Source organism: Kribbella sp. NPDC026611 (genome assembly GCF_040638345.1).
Classification (GTDB): domain Bacteria; phylum Actinomycetota; class Actinomycetes; order Propionibacteriales; family Kribbellaceae; genus Kribbella.
On record NZ_JBEZYC010000001.1, the window covers coordinates 104,489 to 130,055 of the forward strand.

Consider the following 25,567-nt stretch of genomic DNA (forward strand, 5'->3'; position numbering starts at 1 on the left):
GGGCAATGGGTTTCCGGCCCAGTCATTCGCCGTGTGACAACAACCTCATTAACCGGCAGTAACTATCTCGTAGGACTTCGCATCGGGCTCCAGGAACCGGACCAGGCCGTCGCCTTCGCGCTCCAGCTCGGTCGTCGTCTTCTTCGTCAGCCGCCCGAACGGGGTCAGCGTGAGAGTGGCCACACCACGCTTCTTCTCGACCGTCCACAGGCCGGCGACGAAGCCGTCGACGGTGTATGTCGCCTTCACGCGCAGGTTCTTCGTGAACACAGCGGGCTTGTGCTCGTCCGCGATGATCCGCTCCCGTTTCGCGTGCGACAGCAACAGGTTGTCGAACTCCGGCAGGAACCTGACGGGTGCGGCGGTGTCCGCATCCGGCCGCGGTGCATCGGGTACGTCGTACAACGTCTTGCCGGCGTCGTCGGTGAACGTCTCCAGCTCGAGCTCGTCGAAGATCGGCTTCGCCTTCTGCAACCCGGACCAGGTCTGAAAGTCCGCGGGCGTCGCGGGACCGAATGCCTCCAGATACCTGGTGACGAGCTCCTTCAGCTCGGCCCGTTTGCGCAGCTTCTTCCCCAGCCAAGCCTCCGCCGGCGTGAACCGCGAGTTGGCCGTCCACGACCACCGCACCTCACTCGGATGCATCACCAACGGCACCAGCATCCGGGTGCAAAACCCCAGCGCCCGTTCGTTCACGTCCGGGAACTTCTGCTGCAGCGCATCCCGCACCTCGGTGAACGTCAACGGCTCCTTCGCGAGCAACTTCTCCGCCGCCGCGACCACCTTCTCCGGCTCGAGCCCCTCGCCACGCTCTCCCAACACCCGCAGCCCAGCCTCGAGCACCGGAGCAACCGTCGCCCGGAACCGCAGATAGTCCGCCGCAGTCACCAAATGCAACGTCCCCCGAAACAGCGTGGCCCGCACCACCTCCCGAGCCACCACCGCCCGATCCAGCTCCCCCTCCTCGAACCCTTCGATCCGAGACCACAACCCCACATAAGGATGCTTGGCCTCCTGCCCCTGCATCCCCACCAACCGCCCAACGACCTCAACGACAGGCGCCTCCTCCCGCCCCAGCAAAACCTGCCGCGCAAGCGTCGCCCGGTTGACCGCCTTCGCACTCAGCTTCATGCGGGCATCGTCACCTACTCCACCGACAAAAGTGGAGGGTGCGCGGTCAGTTGCGGCCGGGGGAGGCGACGGCGAGCGAGTTGCGGCGGCAGGCGTCGGCGAGGCGGTCGTCGTACGTGACGACCACGTCGGCGTCGATCAGAACGGCCGTGGTGAGGTGAATCGCGTCGAGGCTGCGGAGGATCAGCGGCTCGATGCGGCGCGCGACACTGATCACGTCGGCCGTCATCGGACGCTCGTCGATGCCTGACATCGCCTCGTCGATCAGGTCGCCGGCCGCGATCGGCGACCGCGCGCGGGACAGCACCGCGCGCGACACTTCGATCCAGGCCAGCGACGACGACGTCAGCAGATCGTCCTGCTGGTAGTGCGCATCGAGAAAGCTCAACAGTTCGGCAGACTCGTCCTCGGGCACCACCCGCTTGATGAGCGCGCTGCTGTCCACGTACACCCGCATCAGAAGCGGTCCTCTCGATCCAGCAGGTCGAGACTGTTCACACCCTTCGGCAGGCGCAGCCGAGGGGTGACCTTGCGGTAGGGCACCCGCGCCGGCCGGACCAGGCCCTCCGCCCGCGCCTGCTCCCGGTCGGACAGCGGCGCTTCGCGCCCGACCAGGTGGAGATGCCGCGCGACCGCGTCGCGGATGATCTCCTGCTGAGACTTGCCGGTGCGCTCGGCCTCCGCCTGCAGAGCCGCCGCCACCTCGGGGGTGAGTCTCAGATTCATGGCCACACAGCCACGGTACCACGGGTGGTACCACGGCTGGTGCCGTCAGCTGAGGGAGGCGCGGGCCTGGGTGAAGGCGGTTATTGCTTGTTCTACCTGGGCGGTGGAGTGGGCGGCAGAGAGTTGGACGCGGATTCTGGCCTTGCCGTGGGGGACTACCGGGTAGGAGAAGCCGATGACGTAGATGCCCAGGTCGAGGAGGGCGTCGGCGAGGCGGCCTGCCTCGGCTGCGTCGCCGATCATGACGGGGGCGATGGGGTGGTTGCCGGGGAGGATGTCGAAGCCGGCCTCGGTCATCTTCGTGCGGAAGAGGGTGGTGTTGGCGGTGAGTTTGTCGCGCAGTTCGGTTGAGCCGGCGATGAGCTCCAGCGCCTTCAGGGACGCCGCGGTGACCGAGGGGGCCAGGGAGTTGGAGAAGAGGTACGGACGAGAACGCTGGCGGAGGAGCTCCACGATCTCGCGGCGAGCGGAGACGTAACCGCCGGATGCTCCACCGAGGGCCTTGCCCAACGTGCCGGTGACGATGTCGACGCGGTCCTTCACGCCGAACAGCGACGGAGTACCGGCGCCGTCCGGGCCGACGAAGCCGACGGCGTGCGAGTCGTCGACCATGACGAGCGCGTCGTACCGCTCGGCCAGGTCGCAGATCTCGTCCAGCGGGGCGACGTACCCGTCCATCGAGAACACGCCGTCCGTCGCGATCAAGCGGTACCGCGCGTCCGCCGCGTCCTTGAGCTGGGCCTCGAGGTCGGCCATGTCGCGGTTCTTGTACCGGTAGCGCTTGGCCTTCGACAGCCGGACGCCGTCGATGATGCTCGCGTGGTTGAGCTCGTCGGAGATGATCGCGTCCTCGGCGCCGAGCAGCGTCTCGAAGAGACCGCCGTTCGCGTCGAAGCAGGAGCTGTAGAGGATCGTGTCCTCGGTGCCCAGGAAGTTGCTCAAGGCACCTTCCAGGTCCTTGTGGATCTGCTGCGTGCCGCAGATGAAGCGCACCGAGGACAACCCGAAGCCCCACCGGTCGAGCGCTTGTTTGGCCGCCGCGACGACCTCCGGGTGATCGGACAGCCCGAGGTAGTTGTTCGCACAGAAGTTCAGTACTTCGTTGCCCGTAGCAACAGAGATCAGCGACTGCTGGGGCGAGGTGATCACCCGCTCGGACTTGTACAGCCCCGCGTCCCGGATCTCGCCGATGGTCGCCGTCAGGTCGTCCCGCATCCGCCCGAACATCAGTGCTTCTCCTCCAACGATTCCGTCGTCCAGTCCATGATCACCTTGCCGCACTGCCCCGCGCGCGCCACGTCGAAGGCGCGCTCGAAGTCGCCGTACCCGAACCGGTGCGTGATCACCGGCGTCAGGTCCAGCCCACGCTCCAGCATCACCGACATCGAGTACCAGGTCTCGAACATCTCCCGGCCGTAGATGCCCTTGATCGTCAGCATGTTGAGCACCACCGTGCTCCAGTCGATCGCGATCTCGTCGGCCGGCAGCCCGAGCATCGCGATCCTCCCGCCGTGCGTCATGTTCGCGAGCATGTCCCGGAGCGCGGCCGGCTGCCCGGACATCTCCATCCCGACGTCGAACCCTTCCCGCATCCCCAGGCTCGCCTGCGCTTCCGCGATCGTCTCCACCCCGACGTTCACCGCGCGGGTGACACCGATCTTCCGCGCGAGGTCCAGCCGGTACTCCGAGAGGTCGGTGATCACCACGTTCCGCGCACCGGCGTGCAGCGCGACCGCCGCGGCCATCACCCCGATCGGCCCGGCGCCGGTGATCAGCACGTCCTCACCGACCAGCGGGAACGACAGTGCGGTGTGGACGGCGTTCCCGAACGGGTCGAAGATCGCCGCGACATCGAGATCGACCGGATCTCGGTGCACCCAGGCGTTGCTCGCCGGCAGCGCGACGTACTCCGCGAACGCGCCAGGCACGTGGACGCCCAGCCCGCGGGTCTTGATGCAGAGGTGCCGGCGCCCGGCCCGGCAGTTGCGGCAACGACCGCACACCAGGTGGCCCTCACCGCTGACCAGGTCACCGACCGCGACGTCGCGGACACCGACACCGACCTCGACGACCTCGCCACAGAACTCGTGCCCGGTCACCATCGGCACCGGCACGTTCTTCTGCGCCCACGGGTCCCAGCTCTGGATGTGCAGGTCCGTACCGCACAATCCCGTCCGCAGTACCTTGATCAGGACCTCGTCGGCCTCGATCTTCGGCTCTGGGACATCCTGCAACCACAGACCGGGCCCGGCCTCGGCCTTCACGAGTGCCTTCACGCCCACATCGTCGTCCCGGGCAACCACACCCGTCCATCGACACGTCGTACACAGCCTTTGCAGTTGAACTGCACACCCGCGCCGGCCAGGCGATGTTCTAAGCTCGACGCCCATGAGCTACGACCGGGACGCGCTGCTGGAGCAGGTCAGGACCAAGGCCATCGTGCATGGCAAGGTGACGCTGGCGTCGGGGAAGGAAGCCGACTACTACGTCGACCTGCGGCGGATCACGCTGGACGCGGCGGCCGCGCCGCTGATCGGTCCGGCGATGCTCGAGCTCACCAAGGACCTGGAGTACGACGCGGTCGGTGGGCTCACGCTCGGTGCCGACCCGGTCGCGATGTCGATGCTGCACGCCGCTGCGCAGGAGGGGCGGACGCTGGATGCGTTCGTCGTCCGCAAGGCCGAGAAGACGCACGGTCTGCAGCGACGGATCGAGGGACCGGACGTGAAGGGCCGCCGCGTGCTGGCGGTCGAGGACACGTCCACCACCGGTGGCTCGGTGCTGACCGCCGTCGAGGCGTTGCGCGAGGCCGGTGCGGAGGTGGTCGCGGTCGCGGTGATCGTGGACCGCGCGACCGGGGCGCAGGAGCGCGTCGAGGCGGAGGGCCTCGAGTACCGCACCGTCTTCGGCCTCGCCGACCTCGGCCTGAGCTGACGCGTTCCGCGGTACGGCGGCCCCGGTTGCCCGTAGAGTCGCTGGCAGCATTCACCGATACTCGGGAGCAGGGGAATGACCTTCGTCATCATCGCGGTCGTCGCGATCGTCGTGATTCTGGGGCTGGTGCTGATCACGTCGTACAACCGGTTCGTCAAGCAGCGGAACCTGATCCAGGAGTCCTGGCGGCAGATCGACGTCGAGCTGCACCGGCGGTACGACCTGATCCCGAACCTGGTCGAGACCGTCCGCGCGTACGCCGCGCACGAGCGGCACGTGTTCGAGGAGGTCGCCCGGCTGCGCACCCAGGCAGTGAACGTGCAGGGCTCGACCCCGGAGCAGCGGGCCGCCGCGGAGGGTGAGCTGTCCGGCGCGCTGCGTCAGATGATGATCTCGGTCGAGGCCTACCCGCAGCTCCAGTCGAACCAGAACTTCCTCGGCCTGCAGCGCGAGCTGACCGACACCGAGGACCGGATCGCGGCCGGCCGCCGGTTCTACAACGCGAACGTCGGCGACTACAACACCCGGATCGAGGCCTTCCCGTCGAACCTGATCGCGAACGCGTTCAAGTTCGAGAAGGCCGGCTACTTCGAGGTCAAGGACGACAACGTCCGCGCGGTCCCGCAGGTCTCGTTCGGCACGATCGGCTCGGTGGCCGGTGAGCAGGCGCCGCCGCAGGTGCAGCCGGGCGCGGCCTCGTCGGGCCAGATCCACCCGCAGATGCCGGGCGACCAGGGTGGGTACCAGCAGCCGCCGCAGGTCCAGCCGCCGTACCAGGGCCAGCAGCCGGGCTACCAGGGAGAGCCACCGGTGGGCGGGCCGCCTGCGGGTTCCCCCGCGCCACAGGACGGTCAGCCGCCATTCACCGGTGGCTCCCAGTAGGCACCGGTTCCCCGTAGCCCAGGACCCCCGACCCCGGACTCTCTCCAGTGCCAGGCCCAGGCGTGACGGCGGTCAGGTCGCCACTCCCGGGCCTTGCCCTCCCCCCGGTACCTGCGTCAACACTGACGCAGCGAGATACATCCGTCGTACATCGGGCTTCCGCAGGCTGCGACCGGATGCCACGATAGGTCGGTTCAAGAGGAGAGGGCGGGCGAGTGGACAGTCTGAGGTACGCAATCCTCGGACCGTTGCGGCTTGTCCACGTCCAGGGCCAGCCGCTGAAGGCCGCCAAGCCACGCCAGCTGCTGGCCACGCTGCTGCTGCACCCCAACCGGTTCGTCTCGACCGGGCTGATCGCCGACGCGCTCTGGGAGAACAGCCCGCCGCGCTCGGCGACGGCGAACATCCGGACCTACGTCCGTCAGCTGCGCGGGGTGCTGCAGGAGGCCGGGCTGCCCGCACCGATCGACACCTCGGCGTCCGGCTACAGCATCGAGGTCGGCGTCGACGAGCTGGACGCCAGCCTGTTCGAGTCGCTGCTGGCGGAGGGCGGTCACCTGCGTGACGCCGGTGACGGCCGTCAGGCCATGCAGGTGCTGTCCAGGGCGTACAACCTGTGGCGCGGCCGTCCGCTCGAGGACCTCGCGATGCCCGCGGCCTGGGAGGGGTCGATCTCCCGGCTGGAGGCGCAGCACCGCGGCCTGGTGGACGTCCTCCTGGACCTCCGTCTGGAGTACGGCGACGCCAGTGGCGCCGCCGTACTGCTGAATGCCCGCCTCACCGACGACCCGTACGACGAACAGCTCTGGCGCCGGCTGGTCGACGCCCTGATCGCAGCGGGCCGGGTAGGCGAGGCGCGAGCGGCGTACCAGAAGGCAGTGCAGACACTGGCCGACGAGCTCGACATCAAGCCCGGTCCGGAGCTCGAAGCCGCCGGTGCCCGCGCCGAGAACGGTCGTTCGGCCAACTGGCCCAACCCAGGCATCCCGGCTGCCCGTACGACGGAACGCGCGGACCCGGAGCCCCAGCCCGGTCCGATGGCCGCGCCTGAGCTGCAGGAGCCGCAGCGGCCGCCCAGCCAGCTACCGCTCGACCTCGCCGACTTCAGCGGCCGCCAGGCGAACCTGGAGCAGCTGCGTGACCTCGTCTGCGGTCGCGACCCCGTCCGTCCGCCGATCGCGGTGATCTCCGGCGCACCGGGGACCGGCAAGACCTCGCTGGCCGTTCGGCTGGGCCATCTGGTCCGCGAGTACTTCCCGGACGGGCAGATCTATCTGGACATGCACGGTGCGACACAGCCGCGCGACCCGGCCGCAGCGCTCACCGACCTGCTGCTCAGCCTCAACCTGCCGGACTTCGCGATCCCTACCGACCCGGAGCGGCGGTCGGCGATGCTGCGGTCCGAGCTGGCCAGCCGGAGGGTGCTGATCATCCTCGACGACGTGGCCACTGCGGGTCAGGTGACGCCGCTGATGCCAGGTACGGGCGCGTCGGCGGTAGTCGTGACGAGTCGCAACCGGTTAATGGACCTGGCCGGGGCGGACAGCATGCCGCTGGACACCTTCGACGACCAGGAGGCCGCAGTACTGCTGTCGTCGGTTGCCGGTGCCGGCCGGATCGACGCGGCGTCACCGGAGGCCGAGGAGATCCTGGAGGCGTGTGCGAACCTGCCGCTCGCGATCCGGATCGTCGGCAGCCGTCTGGCACAGCGTCCGGACCTGAGTGCGCGTGAGCTGGCGCGGCGGTTGCGGGACGAGACGTCGCGGCTGGACGAGCTGAGCATCGGCGAGCTCGCCGTACGGACCAGTGCGGACCTGAGCTACGGGGCGCTGAGCCCTGAGGAGCAGCGGTTGTACCGGCTGATCGGGCACTTCGCCGTCGGCGTGTTCTCGGCGCGAGCCCTTGAAGCGGTGGCGTCGCCGGCCTCGGTGCGGCGCAGCCTGGACCGGCTGATCGAGGTCAACCTGGTTCGGATCAGCTCGGTCGACCACCGTGGTACGGCGAGGTACCGCGTGCACGACCTGCTCCGGCTGCACGCACTTGGCGTGGGCAACGACGAGCAGAAGGCACAGGCGGTCCGGGACGTCGAGACCGTGCTCGACGCGATCCTCAACAAGATCCGGCGGGCCAACAACGCCTTGACCTTCGAGTACTTCGGTGTGCTCGAGCACAGCGGCCCGCTGACGGCACCGGACCCGTCGCCGTTCACCGAAACCGACGCGATCGCGTGGTTCGACAGCGAGCGCAGTACCTTCGTGCCGGCCATCCGGGCCGCGGCGCAGAACGGCCTGCACGAGTACGCGTGGCGCATCGCAGCCGCGTGGGGACCGTACCTGGACATGCGCGCCGGGTTCGACGACTGGAACGGCTCGCACCAGCAGGGCCTGCTCAGCGCAGTCGCTGTGGGCGACCGGTGGGGCGAGGCGATCATGCACCGCAACCTCGGTCAGCTCGCGCTCTACCAGGACGACTGGGACCCGGCGTACCTGCACTTCGACGCGGCCGCGCAGGCGTTCGCGGAGACGGGGGACCGGCTGGGCGAAGGTATCGCGGCGACCGGCCTGGGCACGTGGTTGCGCGAGCGCGGACGGCCCGACGAGGGACTGGCGCAGTACAAAAAGGCGATTGAAGCGTTCGTTGAGGTAGGCAACGCCAACGCGGAGGCGCTGGCCCGTACCGCAACGGCCAACGCGTTGCTGATCCGCGGCGACACAGACGCCGCGGCCCGCTACCTGGCGCAGGCGTTCCTGCTCGCGGCGCGGCGGGTCGACAGCCACCGCGAGGCCAAGGTACGGCGGCGGATCGCGGCGCTCCGGGTCCGTCAGGACCGGCACGACCAGGCGATCCGGCAGCTGCGCAAGTCGCTGGCGATCTTCAACGGGATCGGCGACGACCACTGCGCGGCGTACGCGCTGGCCGATCTGGGGCAGGCGCTCGCGGAGCGTGGCGAGGTGGCCGCGGCCCGCAAGATGTTGCTCGACGCAATCGATCTGGGCCATCGGCTCGGTGATCGCAGCGTGGAGGGCCAGGCGGCGCAGCACCTCGGCCAGCTGTACCTGTCCAGCGGCAACGTCGACAGCGCCCGCCGTACCCTCGAGCGGGCCGCGCGGGTCTGGCAGCAGGCCGCGAACGACGCCCGCGCCGCCGAGTGCCGCCGGCTGCTGACCACCTCCTCGACCGGAGCCGCAACCGGCTGAGCCCAATGTACGGCGGCTGTATCGGTCTCCGGCAGAGTTCTGTCATGCCACGGCACAGGCCGAGGACTTCGGGGGAAATCGGGGGGAGTACCTATGGCCTGGGGGGAGGTTGTCGTGGAGCGCCGGAACGTCCCGCGGGTGGCTAACCCGCGGGACACGGAGGCGGCGTTGAACTGGCAGCTGGAGCGGGTTGGTTCGGCGGCCTGGGAGGACTGGCCGCTGAAGTTCCAGCGGATGGCGTTCGGCTATGCACAGGACAGCGGGTGGCACGACGCGACCGACGCGGTCCGGTGGCTCGACCAACACGCCCTGCTCAACGAGGGGGTGGCGCCACGGGGGGCGCTGGTCTGGTACCACGCGGCAGACCGGATCCGGGTGGCTTGTGCGCTCGGCTCCGGTCAGGTGGTCGGTCCGCTGCTGAGCGGGGTGGTCGAGGTGGCCGACCTGTCGTCAGTCAGCACCGACTGCGTCTGGTCGGAGCCGCACTTTCCCTTCGGCCATTGAGGTCTCTGACGACTCAGAGCCGGGACGCCGCGTCGAGGGCGACCTCGAAGAGTGCGGTGCGGACGTCGGTCGCCTGCATCCAGTCCCGGCTGTCCCACTTGTCGCCGGCCAGCGCGTCACCGGCGTACAGCAGCTGCCCGACCCGCACGCCGCGGTACTGCGCGACCGCGAAGAACGCCGCCGCTTCCATCTCCACGGTCGAGCAGCCTTCGAGAACGCGCCGCTCGAGCCGCGACCGCGGTTCGCGGAAGATCGCGTCGGTCGTCCACGTCGTACCGCGCCGGTAGGGCACGCCGGCCGCCTGCAATGCCTGGGCGATCGCTGCGTTGACCACCTCGTCCGCGCTGACGAACCGGGACGACGCCTCTAGGTAGTGGTACGACGTACCTTCGTCGCGCAGCGCCTGGTCCGCGATCAGGACCTCGCCCAGCTTGAGCTCCGGCAGCAGCGCACCGGCTCCGCCGACGGCGACGAAGTCACGGCAGCCCATGACGATCGCCTCCTCCATCGAGATGGAGGCGGACGGTGCACCGATGCCGGGGTAGAAGTATGCGATCTCTACGCCGTTGCGGGTCGTGGTGTAGACCGGCCGGTGCTCCTGCGAGGTGAACCGGGCGTGCAGGGTGCCGCCCGCGTACTCCACGACCTCGTTGAAGAAGCACATCACCGCGCGCGGCGGGGCGCCGTTCGGTCGGTAGAGCTCGGCCGGTTCGAGGATGCCGGGCTGGTCGGTGTCGTCCTCGAGGAGCGGGATCTGCACCGGGTCAGTCGTTGGTGACCGCGTGCTTGGGGGCCGCGTGCTTCGGGCCCTCCGAGCTCGGGTTGTTGCGGTTGCGGCGCCGGGCCAGGAAGTACTCGACGACCATCGGGATCAGCGAGACCAGGACCAGCAGGATCAGCGCGGACTCGAGGTGGTCGTGGATGAACTGCACGTTGCCGAGGGCATGCCCGAGCAGCGTGATGCCCGGCGCCCAGATGACCGCGCCGATCCCGGTCCAGAGGAAGAACTTCTTCGCGTCCATCCTGCCGGCGCCGGCCACGATCGTGATGAACGTCCGGACGATCGGCACGAACCGCGCCATCACCAGCGCCCGCGGGCCGTACCGCTCGAAGAAGTCGTGCGTCTGCTCGATGTACTTCGGTTTCAGGAACCGGGCGTTCGGGTTGCGGAACAGCGTCGTACCGAGTCCGCGGCCGATGTAGTAGCCGGAGACGTTGCCGAGGAACGCCGCCACCGTGAGCAGAACGCAGGCCAGCCAGAGCGGTACGTCGATCGTGCCGTGCGCGATGAACAGGCCGACCGCGAACAGCAGCGAGTCACCGGGCAGGATCGGGAACAGCAACCCGCACTCGATGAACACCACCAGCAGCGTCCCCCAGAGGGCCCAGTCACCCAGCCAGTTCAGCAGGTACTCCGGGTCCATCCAGTTCGGCATCAGCATCACGGCAAGAGAAAGCACGCGGACAGGGTAGCGTCCCGACCTGTGCACGAGCTGAGCGATCTCCGTGGGGCCGACCTGGCCGCCCCGTCCGAAGTCGGCGTCGGGCCGTGGCCGGGCGAGTGGCCGGACGACCCGCGTCTCGATCCGGAACTGCTCGCCGCGGGCGACCGGCGCAACGTTGTGGACAAGTACCGGTATTGGAAGCTGGAGTCGATCGTCGAGGACCTCGACCGGCAGCGGAACCCGTTCCACGTGGCGATCGAGAACTGGCAGCACGACCTGAACATCGGCTCGGTCGTCCGGACCGCGAACGCGTTCCTGGCCGCCGAGGTCCACATCGTCGGCAACCGCAAGTGGAACCGCCGCGGCGCGATGGTCACCGACCGCTACCAGCACGTCCGCCACCAGCCGTCGCTCGCCGACCTCGCTGAGTTTGCCTCGGCCCGGGGACTCCCGATCCTGGGCATCGACAATCTGCCCGGGTCGGTGCCCCTCGAGACGTACGCCCTCCCTCGCGAGTGCGTACTGCTCTTCGGTCAGGAGGGTCCTGGGCTGACAGCAGAGGCCCACCAGGTCTGCACATCCGTCCTCTCGATCGCCCAGTTCGGCTCTACCAGGTCGATCAATGCCAGCGCTGCGGCCGCCATCGCGATGCACGCCTGGATCCGCCGCCACACGTTCGGCCAGCCGCCCGCAAGCTGACCTTCGCCTGCTCCTGGCTCAGCCGTCCACGAGTTGGTCGAGGATGTTGGCGGCGAGCTGCAGCACGGCTTGCTCAGTCGGATTGAGCCGCTCGACGATCGCCTGCGCCAGCCAGTCGTCCGAGCTGGTGACATGCTCGGTCAGCAGCCGGCGTCCGGCGTCGGTGAGCTCGATCGTGTGCCGCCGCCGATCCTGCGTCGCCTGCTCCCGCTTGATCAGCTCCTGCTCCTCAAGACTCGCCAGCACCCGGGTCAACGACTGCGGCTGCACCCGCTCGGCCGCCGCGATCTCGGTAGCCGTCAACGGCCCCCGCCGATGCAGCTGCCCCAGCACCGCGACCGCCGTACTCCCCAGCCCGTCGCCCACGCGCTCGGCCCGCAACCGCAACGCCAACCGCGTGCTGGCCCGCCGGATCGCCATCGCCGTTTCGTAAGCTTCCACTTACTAACCTCTCGCCTCACCCGCTTGAAAATGCTAAGTTGATCTTACTATGACACTCTTCGAGGCTCACCACCTCGTCCACTGGTCCCGAGAAGTACCCGTCCGTCTCCCGCGTCTCGCCACTGCCTCCCTCGCGATGGCCGTCCCCCTCACGTACGGCGTCGCCACCCACCACCTGCCACAAGCAACCCTCACCGCCCTCGGCGCGCTGGCCACCACCGCCAGACCTGCGGGCCCTGCGGTAGACGGTCGGCCGGGTGTCAGGCTTGTCGGGACCGCGCTGGTGGTGACGGCTGCGGCCTACCTGGGCGCTCTGGTGGGGGGACATGGCTGGGCGAGTGCCGTAGCCATCGTTGCGCTGGCTGCACTGGCCGCCGTGGTCGGCGGGCTCAGCAGATGGGCGGCCGACGCGACCGCGCGCTTCGTCATGTTCCTCGTGATCGCCTCAGGTCTAGGCGCAGCCGACCCGCTCGAAGTAGCCAAGTGGTTCGCCCTGGGTGCGGCCTGGTCCACCGTGCTGATCCTGGCAACCGAGCGAAGGACCCAGCCCGAGAAAGCAAGCCCGGCGTACCTCGTCCGCCGCTGGTGGAGCAAGCTGCATCACTGGGAGGCTTGGCGCTACCCCCTCGTCCTTGCCGCCTGTCTGGCACCCGTTGAGGCGATCGCTGTCCTCTGGCACCAGCAAAACGTGCATTGGATCGCCTTGGCCGTCGTCATCGTCCTCCGCCGCCGCGGCAACTCGTTGCTCAGAGCCACGCAACGCTGCCTCGGGACCTGCGGGGGCGTCCTCCTCGGCGCGGCCCTGATCCTCTGGGTCCCACCCTCGTGGGTCGTGGTCGCCGTAGTCGCAATCCTGGCCGGCATCCGCCCGCTCCTGAAGGAACGCAACTACACCGCGTACGCGACCGTGATGACCCCACTCCTCGTGCTACTGATGGACCTGGGCCGTACTCCGCACCTCTCAACCGTCGGCTACCGACTCGTCGACACGATCATCGGCTGCACGATCGCGATCCTGCCAAGCGTCCTGAGGAGAACCCATGTGGGCTGACCACGCGATCTGGTGGCAGGTGTACCCGCTGGGTTTCACCGGCGCCGAACCGACTGCTCAAAGGGCCGTCACGCAGCGCCTGCCGCAACTCGAGAACTGGTTGGACTACCTGGTCGAGCTCGGCTGCTCCGGTCTGCTCCTCGGTCCGGTGTTCGCCTCCGAGACGCACGGCTACGACACCATCGACCACTTCCAGATCGATCCGCGGCTGGGCGACGATGCCGACTTCGACCGCCTGGTGGCCAAGGCTCACGCCCGCGGCATCAGGGTCGCGCTCGACGGCGTCTTCAACCATGTCGCCCGTTCGTTCGCCGGTCCGCACGAGTGGTTCCGGGGGACAGACACCTTCGAAGGCCACGAGCACCTGGTGGCGCTCGACCACAGCCGTCCCGAGGTCGCGCAGTACGTCGGCGACGTCCTGAAGCACTGGCTCGCCCGCGGTGTCGACGCGTGGCGCCTCGACGCGGCGTACGCCGTACCCGCCGAGTTCTGGCGCTCTGTCCTGCCTCGGGCGGAGTACCCGGACGCCTGGTACTTCGGCGAAGTGATCCACGGCGACTACGCCGGCTACGTCGCGAAGAGCGGGCTCGACTCCATCACGCAGTACGAGCTGTGGAAGGCGATCTGGAGCTCGCTCAACGACGGCAACTTCTTCGAGCTCTCCTACGCGCTTGGCCGGCACAACGCGCTCCTCGACACCTTCGTCCCGCAGACCTTCGTCGGCAACCACGACGTCACCCGCATCGCGACCAAGCTGACCGACGACCGCCACCTCGGCCACGCGCTGGCGATCCTCTTCCTGGTGGCAGGCATCCCGAGCGTCTATGCAGGCGACGAGCAGGCCTTCCGCGGCCTGAAAGAGGACCGCGCCGGCGGCGACGACGCGATCCGTCCCGCCTTCCCACCGACGCCGGACAAGCTCGCGCCCGACGGCCGGCCGACGTACCGCCTCCACCAGGATCTGATCGGTCTACGCCGCCGCAACGCCTGGCTGACCCGAGCCCGAACCACCGTCGAACACCTGACCAACCAGACCCTCGCTCTCCGAAGCACCCACGACGACGCCTCGGTCCTGCTTTTGCTCAACGTCTCGGACGAGGAGCAGATCTTCCCCCTGCCGGACAGACCAGCTGTCCCCCCGCACAGCTGGTCGCTGACAGCCTCAGACGGATTTCACTTGGTGGGGTAGGGCAGGTACGGGACGCTCGCCTGGGTCACGAGGCGCGGGGTGAAGAGGTGGGTGGCCTGATCCAGGTACGCCTGGTCAAGCTGCTTCTGCCAGCGGGGACTGGTCGCAATGGCCTTCAGTTGCTGCAACGTGAGCGCTGGCGCGGACTTGCTTGCGACGCTGAGATTGAGGCTGAACCCGTCCGCACGCGTGAGGTTCGCCTGCCGTCGCGCGTACGTCTCGCCGTCGCCGCCGGGGAGGCCGGTCTCGTCGAGCAGCCTGATCTTCGCTCCACCGGGTCCTCGGCGGCATGCCGGTCGCCGGCCAGCAGGTACGCCATCCGGAACAACTGAGTGCCCCGGGCGGCGACGAAGCCGGAGAACTCGTCGAGGTCGGTGGTCACGGGCACCCTTCCGTTCGGCAACAGCCTGTCGGAGGGATAAGAGCCACCGCGGACCGATCTTGTTGCAGTCCGGCTGGGACGAATTCTTGACGAATCCGTAACCTGCCGGTCGCTCGCTGCGTTGTGCCGTACGACAGAAGTGAGGCTTCTCGACCAAAGTCAGGCCCCAACTCGGGGGGCTCGACGTGCATCAAGTACGTCGTACTGGGTTCGGACGGGAATCATGGGGGTTGGTTGCATGAACGCTTTGTGGGACGAACTGATCCAAGAGCTGGGGACCGTGCGCGCCTTGAGCGCGGCGGCTCTGGAGGCGCGCTCGGAGACTTCCCGGGTTGCGCTGATCACGCTGCTGGATGCCGAGACCGCGGAGATCTCGGCGATCCTCGACCGGCTGCTGCGCTCGGAGCTCGCGTCGTCAGCGGCCTAGGAGCGCGCTGACGGCCTGTTTCAAGGCTTCCGTCGGGTCGGCCGGCTGCTCGAACGAGCGATAGGCGATGTGCGCGTCCGGCCGGACCAGCAGGCAGCCTTCGTCCGGGATCTCGCGCGCCCGGGCCCAGTCGCCGTACAGGTCGTCCAGCTCGCGGCCCGGCCCGATCACGAACGGCTCGATCGGTACGCCGAGCTGCTCGGACACGGACCGCGCCGCCTTGACCCACGCGTCGCCACCGATGCCGGTGAGCAGCGTGAACCGGCCCTTGCCGACCACGTCGAGGGTGCTGACGGTCTCGGACCCGCGCGTCAGCCAGCTGTGCGGGATCCGGGCGCCGGGCCACGTCGTCGGGTGGAAGTAGAGCTCCTCGTCCTGTTCGTACGGCGGCTCCGGTGTCCCGTCGGGGATGACGGCCGACGAGTGGTAGCGCTGGCCGAGCTCGACACCGTGCGCGTTGAACTCGTAGTCCTTGAGCTCGATCGCCTGCCGCAGCTCCTCACGCTGGGCGGCACCCTCCGGGGTGTCGTCCTTGCGGGACTCGATCGTGCGGCCGGGCGGCGCGTCCGGGGTCATGCCGAGGGCGTGGAAGATCTGGCCGAACTGGTTCCGGCTCTTGTTGGCGCGCTCGACGATCTGCTGCGCGATCGGGGCCCGCTCGGCGTCGTACGTGTCGAGCAGCGTGGGATCTGCCTGACCTTTGAGTACGAGCGCGAGCTTCCAGGCCAGGTTGTACGCATCCTGGATCGACGTGTTCGAGCCGAGGCCGTTGCTCGGCGGGTGCCGGTGGATCGCGTCGCCCATGCAGAACACGCGGCCGCTGGAGACCTTCTCGGCGTACATGTGGTTGACGCTCCAGACCGACGTCCCCTTCAGCTTCACGTCGATCGTGTCGTCACCCACCAGGTTGTGCACGATCTCGGTCGCCATCGCCTCGTCGACCACCGGCGCGGGCTGGTTGATGTCGTAGCCCCAGACGATCAGCCACTCGTTCCACGGCCGGACCATCCGGACCAGGCCGGCGCCGATGCCACCGATCTGGGCGCCCGGCTGGAGCACCCAGTACAGGACGCTCGGACGGTGTGCGACGTACTTGCTCAGGTCGGCCTCGAACACGATGTTCATCGAGCCCTCGATGTCCATCGCGCCGGCCATCGGCAGGTCGATGTCCTGCGCCACCTTGCTCCGGCCGCCGTCGGCGCCGATCAGGTACTTCGCGCGGATCTGGTACGTCTCGTCGCTGAGCCGGTCCCGGACGGTCGCGGTGACCCCGTCGGCATCCTGCTCGAGCGAGAGGTACTCCGTGTTGAAGCGAAGGCGGGCGCCGCGGCCGGCCGCCGTACTGACCAGGATCGGCTCGAACAGCGTCTGCGGAAGGTCGATCGGCAGGCAGGGGCTGGCCTCGGTGTAGTCGGCCAGCCGGCGCGGATGCGTGCCCCACGTACGGATCCGGCCGATCTCCTCGCCGGCCAGGCTGGTACAGAAGGCGGTCTGGCCCATCAGGTGATGCGCGGTGCCCTTGTCGTTGACCTGGTCCTCGATACCCATGTCGCGCATCAGCTCGATCGTGCGCTGGTTGGTGATGTGCGCGCGGGGCGTGTTCGCGGTCCAGCCGTAGCGGGTGAGGACGATGTTGTCCACGCCGTACGTGGAGAGGAACAGTGAGGCGGCTCCGCCGGCGGGGCCGCTGCCGACGATGAGGACGTCTGTGGTGATCACTGCTGCGTCTCCTCGGTGGTGGCGAGCACCAGGTCGTAGCTGACGGTGTAGTAAGGCTGGTCTGGCGTCTTGCCGTCCGGGGCCTTGGTGCCGGCGTCGTGCTCGGTGAAGCCGGCGATCAGGGACTGCTTGACGCCGAAGACCGCGTCGCTGTCGAGGTACGGGTCACCCTCGTCGAACACGTGCGTGATCAGGCGCGCGTAGCCGGGTGCCGTGACCATGAAGTGGATGTGGGCCGGCCGCATCGGGCCGCGACCGCCGGCGCGAAGCAGCTCGCCGACCGGGCCGTCGTCAGGGATCGGATAGGCGACCGGCTTGACCGCCCAGAACGCGTAGTTGCCCTCGGCATCGGTCGTGAGGTGGGCCCGGTTCTGCGGACCGTCGAGATCCTTCTGGACGTCGTAGAAACCGTCCTCGTCGGCCTGCCAGGTCTCGACCAACGCGTTGGCGATCGGCTCTCCCTTGGTGTTCAGGACCTTGCCGCTCACCAGGCACGGCTGGCCGGGGGCGCCGTTCGCGATGTCGTCGCCTAGCTGCGCTTCGGGCGACCCTTCGACGAAGAACGGGCCGAACACGGTCGACTGAGTCGCCTCCGGCGGCTTCCGGTTGCCGAGGCCGACAGTGAGCATCGACAGCCCGAGTACGTCGGCGAGCAGGACGAACTCCTGCCTGGTCCCGGTGGAGATCTGGCCGGTCCGGGTGAGGAAGTCGATCGCGATGAAGTACTCGTCCTCGGTCAGCTCCACCTCGCGCGCGAACGCGTGCAGGTGCCTGACGAGCGTGGCCATCACCGTCCTGTACCGCTCGCTCGCGCTGCCGTCGAAGCTGGTCACCACCGCTTCGGTCAGGTCATCCCCTTGCAGGTCCATCCACTTGCTCCTCGGTCACGGTCACTGTCAAGGTCACGGTCGCGTCCCGGCCCAGGCCCGGGTGAGAATCTCGGTCGTCAACTCCACGGTCACGGGGACCGGGTTGTCGGTGGGTTCGAACTTCTGCGCCGCCTCGACCGCCTGCTGTTCGGTCAGCCCGAGCGCTCGCAGGCTCGTCGGTACTCCGGCGGCCTCGAACAGCTCGAACAACCTACCGGCCAGGTCGTCCGTCTGCAGCGCCTCTTCCAGCCGCCGCTTGGCTTCCGGTACGGCGGGTGCGTTGACGCGCGCCACCTGGGGCAACACCGCCGCATGTGTCTCCGCGTGCGGGAGGTTGTACGTCCCACCCAGCAGGTGACACAGCTTGTGATGCAGCCCGGTCCCCGCCGCGGCCAGCGCCACGCCGGCCAGGCACGCGCCGTACAGCAGCTCGCCCCGAGCCTCCAGATCCGTTGGTGCCACCAACACTGACTGCAGCCCGGCGGTGAGCTTCCGAAGGCCTTCGACTGCGAACGTCTCGGTGATCGAATCCGCCCGCGGCGTCCAGACGGCCTCCACACAGTGCGCAACGGCATTGGCCACACTCGCCGCCGTCACCCCGAGCGGCAGCCCCTGACTCAGCACCGCGTCATACACCACCACCCGCGGCAACACCCTCAGATCACGCCCAGTCGCCTTACCCCCACCCGCCGTCTCCCCCCAAACCGGCGTCATCTCAGACCCCGAATAGGTCGTAGGCACCGCCACAATCATCACGGCGTTGGTGAGTGCGATTGCCTTGGCCAGGCCGATGGCTGAGCCGCCGCCGATTGCGATGATTCCGTCGGCGTCGACCTCCCGGGCTTTGGCGCGGGCTTGGTCGGCGAGCTCGGTCGGAACGTGTTGAGTGACACCGTCGATCCGGCCCGCGAACGAGTTGCCCAGCGCGATCTCGACCACGTCGGCCGCGTCCCGCGCGGACCGGGTCGCGATCACGAGCGCTCGCCGTACCCCGAGGCCCTCGACCTCACCGGCCACCTGGTCGAGCGATCCTGCGCCGAACACCACCCGACCCGGCAGGAAATCGTGTGCGAAACCCTCCACGCCCATCACCGACCCTCGGTCGTACACACAGGCTGGGTGGTGAGAACTGGACGGCGCATCCGGGCTCCGATAGGATTTCGCTCAGCGAATAGTTCTTCTTTCAACGAAAAGTAGGCTAGCCGATGACGAGTGAGCCGTCTACAGGCACGTTCCTCCAGGGGCTGGAACGTGGTCTGGCCGTGATCCGCGCCTTCTCGGCCGAGGCCCCGTCCCAGACGCTCAGCGAGGTTGCGCGCTCGGTCGGCATCACCCCCGCAACAGCCCGCCGGATCCTGCTGACCCTCGAAGAGCTCGGCTACGTCCGCAGCGACGGCCGTCGCTTCTCCCTCACGCCACGGGTGCTGGCCCTCGGCTGGGCCCACCTGTCGTCACTGGACTTCGGCGAGCTCGCGGGTCCGTTCATGGAGGACCTCAGCGCGAAGACCCGCGAATCGTGCTCGATCGCGACGCTCGACCTCCCCGACATCGTGTACGTCGCCCGCGTCCCGACCAGCCGGATCATGACGGTCGCCCTCGGCGTCGGTGCGCGACTCCCGGCGTACCCGACGTCGATGGGCCGCGTCCTCCTGTCAGGCCTCCCCGACGACGAGCTCACGGCGTACCTCGATGCGCTCGAGGCTGAGCCGCTCACCGCCCGTACGCTCACCTCCGCCCCGGACCTCCGCGCCACGATCGAAAAGGCCCGCGCCGACGGCTACGCCCTGGTCGACCAGGAGCTCGAACTGGGCCTCCGCTCCATCGCCGCCCCCATCCACAACTCCCGCGGCCGCATCATCGCCGCCCTCAACGTCTCCGCCCACGCTTCCCGCTCCACCCCGGCCTCGCTCCGCACCGAGGTCCTCCCGTACCTCGTCCAAGCCGCCACCCAAATCACCACCGCCCTAACCCACCGCGGCGCGTTCTGACCCACCGACCCATCCAGGCCGTTGAGGCCCGGGTCTTCAGTCGAAGGCGACTACCAGGCGTACCCCGTCAGCTCCGTAGCGGCCCGCGAGAGCCTTCATGACGGCAAAGACGTGCCGCCAGTGGGACACCTCACCGAAGACAGATCCGAACAGAACGGCTTCGGCAGTCAACGGCTCGTACGCGCACTGCGTGTCCCCGACAGTCCACTCCGGAAATGGAACCAAGGGGTCGAAGCCTTCCGGCGGCGCACCAACCACCTCGATCGCCTCAGCAGGCCACTCCGCCTGAACCATCTGGCGCGTCAGCAAGGCGCCGAACGCCTGCCGCCAGCTCAGCCGGCCGACGTAGTTCTCCGCCCGCATCTTCGGGTCGATGGCAGCGAGCTCAGCCCAACTGATCCACGTCGCACCGAACATCTCGCCCTTGTCGAGCCACGGCTGCAGCTCGTCCCTCAGCTCGCTCGAGACGTCATCCGGCAGCCCGCGCCCCTCAGCAACCGGCTGGAACCCCGCAGAGTTCTCGACCCCGAACAGCAACCCCAGTGAGGCATAGTCGTGGTCGACGTACAGCGGATGCAGATCCAGCTCCTTCACCCACGGCTGGTTGCTGAGCTGGTCGGGATCCCACGCGGGGTGCCGGCATTCGATTCCCCCAGAAACATCCGTCGCCACCCGCGCACCCTAACCCGGCCGCTGGACCTCACCCCGAACAGCTAACCCTTCAGCTCCGCGAGGACCTGCAGGTAGTGCGGGTTGTTCATCAGCCCGACCAGATTGCCGAACGGATCCACGACCGTGGCCGTCCGGAACCCCGTGCCTTCGCCGCGTTCGGTGATCGGCTCGTGGACGGTCGCGCCCAGGCTCGTCAGGTGCTCGAGCTCGCCGGCCAGATCGTCCACGTGCCAGTAGACGACCGTGCCGGCCGGTACCCCGCGGACCTGCTGTGTCGCGTACCGCGCGTCGATGATCCCCAGCTCGCACTGCAGATCCCCGAACCGGAACTCGACGTACGCCGGCTCCTCCGCGCTCGGCACCGCGTAGTACGCCGCGACCCCCAGCGCCTTCTCGTACCAGTCCCGCGCCGCCTTCACGTCCTCGGCGTAGAAGCTGACGGTCGCAAGTCCTCGCATCATGGTGGTCGCCTTTCCCGTTGGTTCGTCCGGTTCGATGAGCACCACCTTCCCAGGCAAAGTGCTCATGGACTGAGCACTTTGATCGAGACAGCTGAACGATGGCTGGAGACCCTTGGTGCGATCACACTGAGGGTGTGAACATGCTGACGACGCCCCGCTGGATCTTGGCCGTGCTGGTCGGCTTCGCTTGCTCGGTCCTCGCGGCCGGGCTCGTCGGACTCGCCGGTCAGGGCTTGTTCGCCGCGGTCGTGGCAGGCGCGGTGGTCGGCGTACTCGGTGGTCTCCTGATGTCCGAGCTCACGGCCCGACGCCGGACGCTGCTGCGCGCGGCAACGGGTGACCTGCCGCCGGCGATTCTGCTCGCCGCCTCGCGCGCGGCCCTTCGCGGTCCCGCGCCCAGCGATCCCGAGGTCCGCGCCGCGGCCCTGGCGATCGTCTCCCGGAACCAGTCCGTCGCGCCCACCCGCGGAGTCGCCGGGCTGCTACCCGTCATGGCCCTCGGCCCGATCGTTCTGGTCCTCAGCACCGGCACGTTCACACCCGTCGATGGCGTGATCGTCTTCTTCGCCGCCCTCTCCGCCGCCCTCCTGACCTTCGGCATCTACCTCTGGCCCCGCCACCTCCGCAATCGTCTCCGCCAACTCTCCTGAACCGGTCAGTCGGTTTGGGTGACCTTGCGGAGGCCGCGGGGTGCGTCGGGGTCGAGGCCGAGTTTGCGGGCCAAGAGCTCGATCGCGCGCTGCGCTGGGATGACCAGGGCCAGCGGTGCCAGGGTCTCCGGGAGCTCCGGGCCGGCCAGGTTCACGTCGCAGCGGGACGCGAAGGTCGGGTCGCCGCCGATGCCGAGGATCTTGCTGCCCTTCTCGCGGACGAGACCGGCCAGCTCGGTCATGCCGGGCAGCGCGGGACCGTCGCCAGCCGCGACCAGGATCGTCACCAGGTCTGCGTCCACGACCGCGATCGGCCCGTGCTTCAGGTCGGCGTACGAGAGTCCGCGCACCGGCTGGAGGCACGTCTCTTCGAGCTTCAGAGCGACCTCGAGCGTCGTACCGAACGTCAGCCCACGCCCGCTCGCGAGCACGTCGTGCGCCCCGGCGAGCAGGTCCGCCGCCGCCTCGACCGAACCGGACAGCATCTTCGCCGCCGCGTCCGGGACCCGGGCGATGTCCGCGTCCAGCGTCCCCGGCCGCTGCGCGAGCGCATCCACCGCGACCGTGATCGCGGCGAGCTGCGTCGTGTACGTCTTGGTCGCCGGTACGGCGAGCTCCTTGCCGGCCTGGGTGATCAGGGCGACGTCGGCCGTCGATGCGAGCGGGCTGTCGCCGTCGTTCGTGATCCCGACGATCGCGGCACCGTTCCGCTTCGCCCACTCGGCCGTGTCGACGATCTCCTGGGTCGCGCCCGACTGGCTGACCGCGACGACCAGTGAGTTCGAGAGGTCGAGGTTGGCGCCGTACAGCGTCGCCACCGACGGCGCGGCGAGCGACGCCTGCCGGCCGGCGTGGATCTCGGTCAGGTAGCGGCCGTACACGCCCGCGTTGTCGGACGAGCCCCGGGCCACGAAGATGACGTGCCGGCGGCCGGCCGCGAGCCGCGTGATGTCGTGCCGCAGGGGCAGGACATGCTCGAACGTCGCGGCCAGGGCGGCCGGCTGCTCGGCAATCTCGTGCGCCATCTGGGTTTCCTGGGCGGGGACAGACACCACTGCGATCACTGGTCCTATCTGGTCTTAACAGGTATGCTGCGCACGATAGCAGTGAGCGACGCCGCGGGCCATCCCCGTGGCTCGCCCAGGTCTGGAGGATCGAGATTCGATGGTGGCGACCAAGCGGGCCCAGGTCCGATCGGTGCTCGAACGGCTGATCGACGTCGAGCTGCACCCCGGGGACCCGATCCCTTCCGAGCGCGCCCTGGTGGACAAGCTGAACGTCTCCCGGGTGACGGTCCGGCAGGCGATCAGCGACCTGGTCGAGTCCGGCGCCCTGGAGCGGGTGCACGGCAAGGGGACCTTCGTCACCGGTCCGCAGGTCGACTCCCAGCTGCACCTCACCTCGTTCTCCCGTGAGATGCGGGCCCGGGGCCTCGAGCCCGGGACGGTCGTGCTGTCGGCCAGCGAGATCGAGGCCTCCGACGAGACCGCCAAGGGCCTGCGGGTCGCCAAGGGCACCAAGGTGATCCGGGTCGAGCGGCTGCGCACCGCCGACGCCTCGCCGATGGCGTACGAGATCGGCTACTACCCGTCCGCGCTCTTCCCCGGCCTGCTCGGCCGCGAGCTCGGCACCCTGTACGACGTCTTTGCCAGTGAGTACGACGTCGTCGTCACCTCCGGTGAGCAGACCGTCCGGGCGGACAACGCCGACGGTCATGTCGCCCGGGTGCTCGGCGTGGCCCGGCGGGCACCCCTGCTGGTCCTCGAGCGCACCACGTTCGCCGGCCGGAAGGTCGTCGAGCTGTCCTGGTCGGCGTACCGCGCCGACCGCTATCGGCTGCACATGGCCCTGACCCCGCGCGGCCCGCGGTCCGGGTCCGCCTGATCCTCGAGCTGACACCTGGCCGGTGCGCCCCTGGAGGTCGTCCGGCCGCAACGAACTGGATCCGTCCTGTTCACCAACTGGTCTGCATCCCTGCCGATCCCTCCCCGGCCACCAGGGAGGCCCGGCAGGCGGGCCGCCGATCACGACGAGGTGCCCGGCGGCAATACTGGAACCGAACCCACAAGAACTGTGTTGTGAGGAGTACCGCGAGACATGCCTATTGCAACCCCTGAGGTCTACGCCGAGATGCTGGACAAGGCCAAGCAGAACCGCTTCGCCTACCCGGCCATCAATGTCAGCTCCTCGCAGACGCTGAACGCCGCGATCCGCGGTTTCGCCGAGGCGGGCTCGGACGGAATCGTCCAGGTCTCCACCGGTGGCGCGGAGTACCTGTCCGGCCCGACCGTGAAGAACATGGTGTCCGGCGCCGTCGCGCTGGCCGCCTACGCGCACGAGGTCGCCAAGAACTACCCGGTGAACATCGCGCTGCACACCGACCACTGCCCGAAGGACAAGCTGGACGGCTTCGTCCGGCCGCTGCTGGAGATCTCGGCCGAGCGCGTCGCCCGCGGTGAGAACCCGCTGTTCCAGTCGCACATGTGGGACGGCTCCGCGGTGCCGCTGACCGAGAACCTGGAGATCGCCAAGGAGCTGCTGGCCAAGACGGCGGCGGCGAAGATCGTGCTGGAGATCGAGGTCGGCGTCGTCGGTGGCGAGGAGGACGGTGTCGCCAACGAGATCAACGAGAAGCTCTACACCACGGTCGAGGACGGCCTGGCCACGGTCGAGGCGCTCGGCACCGGTGAGAACGGCCGGTACATCACCGCGCTGACCTTCGGCAACGTGCACGGCGTCTACAAGCCGGGTGCGGTCAAGCTGCGGCCGGAGATCCTGAAGGAGATCCAGGACCAGGTCGGCGCGAAGCTCGGCAAGGAGCGCCCGTTCGACCTGGTGTTCCACGGCGGGTCGGGCTCGACCCTCGAGGAGATCCGGGCCGCGGTCGACCACGGCGTGATCAAGATGAACGTCGACACCGACACGCAGTACGCGTTCACCCGGCCGGCGGCGGCGCACATGTTCACGAACTACGACGGCGTGCTGAAGGTGGACGGCGAGGTCGGCAACAAGAAGGCCTACGACCCGCGCGCCTGGGGCAAGGCCGCGGAGCAGGGCATGGCCAACCGCGTCGGCGAGGCCTGCGAGAGCCTCCGCTCGACGGGTACGTCGCTGAACGCCTGAGGTCATCTGTTCCTCCTGAGGGAGTGGGAAGGGCTCACCGCCGAGTGCGGTGGGCCCTTCGTCAGTTACGGGCGCGGGCCGCGGTGAACTGGCGGATGCCGGTACGGCGGGCGGCTTGGGCGAACGTGGTGCGGATGCGGTCGGCCACGGTCGCGGGGTCGTTGAGGTCGGTCCAGGAGATCCAGCACTGCGCTACCGGCTGGGGATCGTCGGGGTCTGGGGCAGGCGGTTCGGGGAGGGGGTCGCGCTCGGTGGGCTCGAAAGCGTCGCACCAGAAGGGGAAGCGAGGTTCGTACTCGACGATCGTGCGTTCGTCCGGGAACCACAGACTGGCGGCGGAGAGGTCGGGGTCGGGGGTTTCGAGGTCTGGCGGTGGGGACGGGCTGGGGGTCGGCAGTCCTTCGGTGGTGAGGATGAAGCGGAGACGGGACTCGGCGATCGAGGTGGCTCCGGTGAGCTGGTCGAAGACGGCGTGGGCTCGCTTGTTGCCGTGGTCAAGGAGAGTGAGCGCATGCCGGAGGGTGCGTCGGCTGACCAGACCGGCGTACATGGCAGCGTCGGCGAGCACGAGAGCCGGCATCACCGGTGAGGTCGCAGCCACCTCGGCCACTGCACGTGCCGGCGAGACCAGCCGCAGCCCGTTCCAGACCTGAAGCCCTGGCCCGACCGGATCGCGGATGTGCCGGTGCACACCCCCACGCAGCCGACCCGACCGACCGTCCGGCGCAGTCACATGCACCCGGGCGAGATCAAGGCCCCACACCGGCAGCGCATGCAGAGCCGCAGCCGACTGGTGGCTGGCAAACACATCGGGCCCGCTGGCACGCAGCACGCGGTACACGCGCCGCAGATGCAGCACTTCGTCAGTCACCAGCATCAGCGACCGCTGCGCCGCATACATCCCGTGCCGGATCCGGCGCCAGCATCCGGACTCCAGCAACGCATCAATATCAGCATCGGCATACCCACAGGCCCGAGCATCAGTCCGCCGGAACACCCCACCCCGAATCGAGGCCATCACCGCAAGTTGAGGATTCATGCCCTAGAACCTGCCGCGATCAACCCCCTCTCGGACCG

Annotated in this window: 27 protein-coding genes; 12 read left to right on the plus strand and 15 right to left on the minus strand. The window is 68.7% G+C overall.

The features are described 5' to 3' along the window. Positions 1-48 precede the first annotated feature (48 nt). From AB0E69_RS00520 to tdh, 5 genes are read right to left on the minus strand one after another with little or no spacing between them, the layout of a single operon-like run. Positions 49-1,131 carry a winged helix DNA-binding domain-containing protein gene (locus tag AB0E69_RS00520; RefSeq protein ID WP_360137205.1) on the minus strand — a complete coding sequence of 361 codons (1,083 nt, stop codon included), beginning with the start codon at positions 1,129-1,131 and terminating at the stop codon, positions 49-51. A gap of 46 nt (positions 1,132-1,177) precedes the next feature. Further along, positions 1,178-1,588 carry a type II toxin-antitoxin system VapC family toxin gene (locus tag AB0E69_RS00525; protein WP_360137208.1) on the minus strand — a complete coding sequence of 137 codons (411 nt, stop codon included), beginning with the start codon at positions 1,586-1,588 and terminating at the stop codon, positions 1,178-1,180. Further along, positions 1,588-1,857 (minus strand): ribbon-helix-helix protein, CopG family, encoded by a 270-nt coding sequence (locus AB0E69_RS00530; protein WP_360140339.1) that lies wholly within the window; start codon positions 1,855-1,857, stop codon positions 1,588-1,590. Before AB0E69_RS00530 ends, AB0E69_RS00525 begins: the two co-directional genes overlap by 1 nt. Positions 1,858-1,902: 45 nt before the next feature. After that, positions 1,903-3,084, minus strand: a complete 1,182-nt coding sequence (locus AB0E69_RS00535; RefSeq protein WP_360137211.1) for a glycine C-acetyltransferase — start codon at positions 3,082-3,084, stop codon at positions 1,903-1,905. Beyond that, the gene (tdh, locus tag AB0E69_RS00540; protein ID WP_360137214.1) at positions 3,084-4,133 is read right to left on the minus strand and encodes an L-threonine 3-dehydrogenase; all 1,050 of its coding nucleotides are present in this window, start codon (positions 4,131-4,133) and stop codon (positions 3,084-3,086) included. The genes AB0E69_RS00535 and tdh overlap by 1 nt, the downstream gene beginning before the upstream one ends. A 112-nt stretch (positions 4,134-4,245) precedes the next feature. Between tdh and pyrE the strand changes: the two genes are divergently transcribed. From pyrE to AB0E69_RS00560, 4 genes are all read left to right on the plus strand, one after another. Then, the gene (pyrE, locus tag AB0E69_RS00545; protein ID WP_360137217.1) at positions 4,246-4,791 is read left to right on the plus strand and encodes an orotate phosphoribosyltransferase; all 546 of its coding nucleotides are present in this window, start codon (positions 4,246-4,248) and stop codon (positions 4,789-4,791) included. Between the two features lie 75 nt (positions 4,792-4,866). After that, a complete protein-coding gene (locus AB0E69_RS00550; protein ID WP_360137220.1) occupies positions 4,867-5,673 on the plus strand; it encodes a LemA family protein in 807 nt (268 codons plus the stop codon). A 215-nt stretch (positions 5,674-5,888) separates the two neighbouring features. Next, the gene (locus AB0E69_RS00555) at positions 5,889-8,870 is read left to right on the plus strand and encodes a BTAD domain-containing putative transcriptional regulator (protein WP_360137223.1); all 2,982 of its coding nucleotides are present in this window, start codon (positions 5,889-5,891) and stop codon (positions 8,868-8,870) included. A 93-nt stretch (positions 8,871-8,963) separates the two neighbouring features. Continuing rightward, positions 8,964-9,374 carry a hypothetical protein gene (locus AB0E69_RS00560; RefSeq protein WP_360137226.1) on the plus strand — a complete coding sequence of 137 codons (411 nt, stop codon included), beginning with the start codon at positions 8,964-8,966 and terminating at the stop codon, positions 9,372-9,374. Between the two features lie 13 nt (positions 9,375-9,387). Here AB0E69_RS00560 and AB0E69_RS00565 read toward each other — a convergent pair whose 3' ends face one another. Together AB0E69_RS00565 and AB0E69_RS00570 are read right to left on the minus strand one after the other, a co-directional pair. Next, entirely contained in the window at positions 9,388-10,134 is a 747-nt protein-coding gene (locus AB0E69_RS00565; RefSeq protein WP_360137229.1) for a nucleoside phosphorylase, read from the minus strand. A gap of 4 nt (positions 10,135-10,138) precedes the next feature. Further along, positions 10,139-10,834 carry a DedA family protein gene (locus AB0E69_RS00570; protein ID WP_360137232.1) on the minus strand — a complete coding sequence of 232 codons (696 nt, stop codon included), beginning with the start codon at positions 10,832-10,834 and terminating at the stop codon, positions 10,139-10,141. 24 nt (positions 10,835-10,858) lie between these two features. Between AB0E69_RS00570 and AB0E69_RS00575 the strand changes: the two genes are divergently transcribed. Further along, on the plus strand, positions 10,859-11,518 hold the full coding sequence (locus AB0E69_RS00575) for a TrmH family RNA methyltransferase (protein WP_360137235.1): 660 nt from the start codon (positions 10,859-10,861) through the stop codon (positions 11,516-11,518). An 18-nt stretch (positions 11,519-11,536) separates the two neighbouring features. On the opposite strand, the gene AB0E69_RS00580 is transcribed toward AB0E69_RS00575, so the two are convergent. Next, positions 11,537-11,959 (minus strand): MarR family transcriptional regulator, encoded by a 423-nt coding sequence (locus AB0E69_RS00580; protein WP_360137238.1) that lies wholly within the window; start codon positions 11,957-11,959, stop codon positions 11,537-11,539. Between the two features lie 49 nt (positions 11,960-12,008). Here AB0E69_RS00580 and AB0E69_RS00585 point away from each other — a divergent pair, with 49 nt between their 5' ends. The 3 genes from AB0E69_RS00585 (at position 12,009) to AB0E69_RS00595 (ending at position 15,008) form a co-directional block, all read left to right on the plus strand. After that, positions 12,009-13,010: an FUSC family protein gene (locus tag AB0E69_RS00585; protein ID WP_360137241.1), complete on the plus strand. Its 1,002-nt coding sequence runs from the start codon at positions 12,009-12,011 to the stop codon at positions 13,008-13,010. Then, positions 13,000-14,199 (plus strand): alpha-amylase family protein, encoded by a 1,200-nt coding sequence (locus AB0E69_RS00590; RefSeq protein ID WP_360137244.1) that lies wholly within the window; start codon positions 13,000-13,002, stop codon positions 14,197-14,199. The genes AB0E69_RS00585 and AB0E69_RS00590 overlap by 11 nt, the downstream gene beginning before the upstream one ends. Before the next feature lie 620 nt (positions 14,200-14,819). Then, the gene (locus tag AB0E69_RS00595; protein ID WP_360137247.1) at positions 14,820-15,008 is read left to right on the plus strand and encodes a hypothetical protein; all 189 of its coding nucleotides are present in this window, start codon (positions 14,820-14,822) and stop codon (positions 15,006-15,008) included. Here AB0E69_RS00595 and AB0E69_RS00600 read toward each other — a convergent pair. The 3 genes from AB0E69_RS00600 to AB0E69_RS00610 are packed head-to-tail and all read right to left on the minus strand — an operon-like array spanning position 14,997 to position 18,679. Then, complete coding sequence (locus tag AB0E69_RS00600; RefSeq protein WP_360137250.1) at positions 14,997-16,727, minus strand: FAD-dependent monooxygenase; 1,731 nt, start codon at positions 16,725-16,727, stop codon at positions 14,997-14,999. The two genes, AB0E69_RS00595 and AB0E69_RS00600, sit on opposite strands and share 12 nt — an antisense overlap. After that, entirely contained in the window at positions 16,724-17,596 is an 873-nt protein-coding gene (locus AB0E69_RS00605; protein WP_360137253.1) for an intradiol ring-cleavage dioxygenase, read from the minus strand. The genes AB0E69_RS00600 and AB0E69_RS00605 overlap by 4 nt, the downstream gene beginning before the upstream one ends. 33 nt (positions 17,597-17,629) lie before the next feature. Continuing rightward, complete coding sequence (locus AB0E69_RS00610; protein ID WP_360137256.1) at positions 17,630-18,679, minus strand: maleylacetate reductase; 1,050 nt, start codon at positions 18,677-18,679, stop codon at positions 17,630-17,632. 122 nt (positions 18,680-18,801) lie between these two features. Between AB0E69_RS00610 and AB0E69_RS00615 the strand changes: the two genes are divergently transcribed. Beyond that, positions 18,802-19,584 (plus strand): IclR family transcriptional regulator C-terminal domain-containing protein, encoded by a 783-nt coding sequence (locus tag AB0E69_RS00615; RefSeq protein ID WP_360137259.1) that lies wholly within the window; start codon positions 18,802-18,804, stop codon positions 19,582-19,584. 36 nt (positions 19,585-19,620) lie between these two features. On the opposite strand, the gene AB0E69_RS00620 is transcribed toward AB0E69_RS00615, so the two are convergent. Together AB0E69_RS00620 and AB0E69_RS00625 are read right to left on the minus strand one after the other, a co-directional pair. After that, a complete protein-coding gene (locus tag AB0E69_RS00620) occupies positions 19,621-20,256 on the minus strand; it encodes a hypothetical protein (protein WP_360137262.1) in 636 nt (211 codons plus the stop codon). Positions 20,257-20,297: 41 nt separating this feature from the next. Beyond that, positions 20,298-20,783, minus strand: a complete 486-nt coding sequence (locus AB0E69_RS00625) for a VOC family protein (protein WP_360137265.1) — start codon at positions 20,781-20,783, stop codon at positions 20,298-20,300. 74 nt (positions 20,784-20,857) lie between these two features. Between AB0E69_RS00625 and AB0E69_RS00630 the strand changes: the two genes are divergently transcribed. Beyond that, the gene (locus AB0E69_RS00630) at positions 20,858-21,367 is read left to right on the plus strand and encodes a hypothetical protein (protein WP_360137268.1); all 510 of its coding nucleotides are present in this window, start codon (positions 20,858-20,860) and stop codon (positions 21,365-21,367) included. A 5-nt stretch (positions 21,368-21,372) separates the two neighbouring features. Here AB0E69_RS00630 and AB0E69_RS00635 read toward each other — a convergent pair whose 3' ends face one another. Beyond that, a complete protein-coding gene (locus tag AB0E69_RS00635; RefSeq protein ID WP_360137271.1) occupies positions 21,373-22,392 on the minus strand; it encodes an SIS domain-containing protein in 1,020 nt (339 codons plus the stop codon). Positions 22,393-22,531: 139 nt separating this feature from the next. On the opposite strand from AB0E69_RS00635, the gene AB0E69_RS00640 reads away from it, so the two are divergent. Together AB0E69_RS00640 and fbaA are read left to right on the plus strand one after the other, a co-directional pair. After that, complete coding sequence (locus tag AB0E69_RS00640) at positions 22,532-23,251, plus strand: GntR family transcriptional regulator (RefSeq protein WP_360137274.1); 720 nt, start codon at positions 22,532-22,534, stop codon at positions 23,249-23,251. A gap of 213 nt (positions 23,252-23,464) precedes the next feature. Then, positions 23,465-24,490, plus strand: a complete 1,026-nt coding sequence (gene fbaA / locus AB0E69_RS00645) for a class II fructose-bisphosphate aldolase (RefSeq protein WP_360137277.1) — start codon at positions 23,465-23,467, stop codon at positions 24,488-24,490. Between the two features lie 61 nt (positions 24,491-24,551). Here fbaA and AB0E69_RS00650 read toward each other — a convergent pair whose 3' ends face one another. Next, on the minus strand, positions 24,552-25,529 hold the full coding sequence (locus AB0E69_RS00650; RefSeq protein WP_360137280.1) for a type IV toxin-antitoxin system AbiEi family antitoxin domain-containing protein: 978 nt from the start codon (positions 25,527-25,529) through the stop codon (positions 24,552-24,554). Positions 25,530-25,567: the final 38 nt, after the last annotated feature.

Bases quoted from the DNA above. Each gene is read 5' to 3' on its own strand.
- AB0E69_RS00630 (WP_360137268.1), top strand. From the start codon at position 20,858: ATGCTGACGACGCCCCGCTGGATCTTGGCCGTGCTGGTCGGCTTCGCT.
- AB0E69_RS00520 (WP_360137205.1), bottom strand. From the start codon at position 1,131: ATGAAGCTGAGTGCGAAGGCGGTCAACCGGGCGACGCTTGCGCGGCAG.
- AB0E69_RS00615 (WP_360137259.1), top strand. From the start codon at position 18,802: ATGACGAGTGAGCCGTCTACAGGCACGTTCCTCCAGGGGCTGGAACGT.
- AB0E69_RS00560 (WP_360137226.1), top strand. From the start codon at position 8,964: ATGGCCTGGGGGGAGGTTGTCGTGGAGCGCCGGAACGTCCCGCGGGTG.
- AB0E69_RS00585 (WP_360137241.1), top strand. From the start codon at position 12,009: ATGACACTCTTCGAGGCTCACCACCTCGTCCACTGGTCCCGAGAAGTA.
- AB0E69_RS00535 (WP_360137211.1), bottom strand. From the start codon at position 3,084: ATGTTCGGGCGGATGCGGGACGACCTGACGGCGACCATCGGCGAGATC.
- AB0E69_RS00625 (WP_360137265.1), bottom strand. From the start codon at position 20,783: ATGAGCACTTTGCCTGGGAAGGTGGTGCTCATCGAACCGGACGAACCA.
- AB0E69_RS00550 (WP_360137220.1), top strand. From the start codon at position 4,867: ATGACCTTCGTCATCATCGCGGTCGTCGCGATCGTCGTGATTCTGGGG.
- AB0E69_RS00525 (WP_360137208.1), bottom strand. From the start codon at position 1,588: ATGCGGGTGTACGTGGACAGCAGCGCGCTCATCAAGCGGGTGGTGCCC.
- pyrE (WP_360137217.1), top strand. From the start codon at position 4,246: ATGAGCTACGACCGGGACGCGCTGCTGGAGCAGGTCAGGACCAAGGCC.
- AB0E69_RS00635 (WP_360137271.1), bottom strand. From the start codon at position 22,392: ATGGCGCACGAGATTGCCGAGCAGCCGGCCGCCCTGGCCGCGACGTTC.
- AB0E69_RS00595 (WP_360137247.1), top strand. From the start codon at position 14,820: ATGAACGCTTTGTGGGACGAACTGATCCAAGAGCTGGGGACCGTGCGC.
- AB0E69_RS00640 (WP_360137274.1), top strand. From the start codon at position 22,532: ATGGTGGCGACCAAGCGGGCCCAGGTCCGATCGGTGCTCGAACGGCTG.
- fbaA (WP_360137277.1), top strand. From the start codon at position 23,465: ATGCCTATTGCAACCCCTGAGGTCTACGCCGAGATGCTGGACAAGGCC.
- AB0E69_RS00590 (WP_360137244.1), top strand. From the start codon at position 13,000: ATGTGGGCTGACCACGCGATCTGGTGGCAGGTGTACCCGCTGGGTTTC.
- AB0E69_RS00530 (WP_360140339.1), bottom strand. From the start codon at position 1,857: ATGAATCTGAGACTCACCCCCGAGGTGGCGGCGGCTCTGCAGGCGGAG.
- AB0E69_RS00605 (WP_360137253.1), bottom strand. From the start codon at position 17,596: ATGGACCTGCAAGGGGATGACCTGACCGAAGCGGTGGTGACCAGCTTC.
- AB0E69_RS00650 (WP_360137280.1), bottom strand. From the start codon at position 25,529: ATGAATCCTCAACTTGCGGTGATGGCCTCGATTCGGGGTGGGGTGTTC.